The 442-nt window shown below is 62.7% G+C and carries 1 protein-coding gene; it reads right to left on the reverse strand.

The window, feature by feature from the left end; translation table 11 throughout:
- Positions 1–126 precede the first annotated feature (126 nt).
- On the reverse strand, positions 127–442 hold a 316-nt coding region (gene atpB, locus GFC01_RS18210), incomplete at its 5' end, for a F0F1 ATP synthase subunit A (RefSeq protein WP_152948517.1).

The following is a 442-nucleotide window of genomic DNA, read 5'->3' on the forward strand; positions in this document are numbered from 1 at the left end:
CGCGAGACCAGCGCCGATGTACTTGCCCATCTCTTCCATGGAAAATGCTCCTTGAGGCGTTCGTTCGTAAAAGGTTGAGGCGGATCTGAGGGTCTTGACCCTTGGCCGCCGGCTTGTCCGCGCCGGTTAGTGGCCGGGATGGATCGCGTCGTTGAGGTAGATGCAGGTCAGGATCGTGAACACGTAGGCCTGGAGGAAAGCCACCAGGAATTCGAGTCCGGTGATTGCGACCGCGAGCAGCAGCGGCAGCACGCCGACCAGAAGGCCGGCGGCGCCGAGCGCGCCGCTCAGCATCGTGACGAAGCCCGCGAACACCTTCAGCGTGATGTGTCCGGCCAGCATGTTGGCGAACAGACGAACGCTGAGGCTGATCGGGCGGGAGAAGAACGAGATGATCTCGATCAGCACCACCAGGGGCAGGATGTAGCCCGGGATGCCGGAC

The sequence above is a fragment of the Desulfofundulus thermobenzoicus genome, assembly GCF_009428905.1.
GTDB classification, from domain to species: Bacteria; Bacillota; Desulfotomaculia; order Desulfotomaculales; family Desulfovirgulaceae; genus Desulfofundulus_A; species Desulfofundulus_A thermobenzoicus.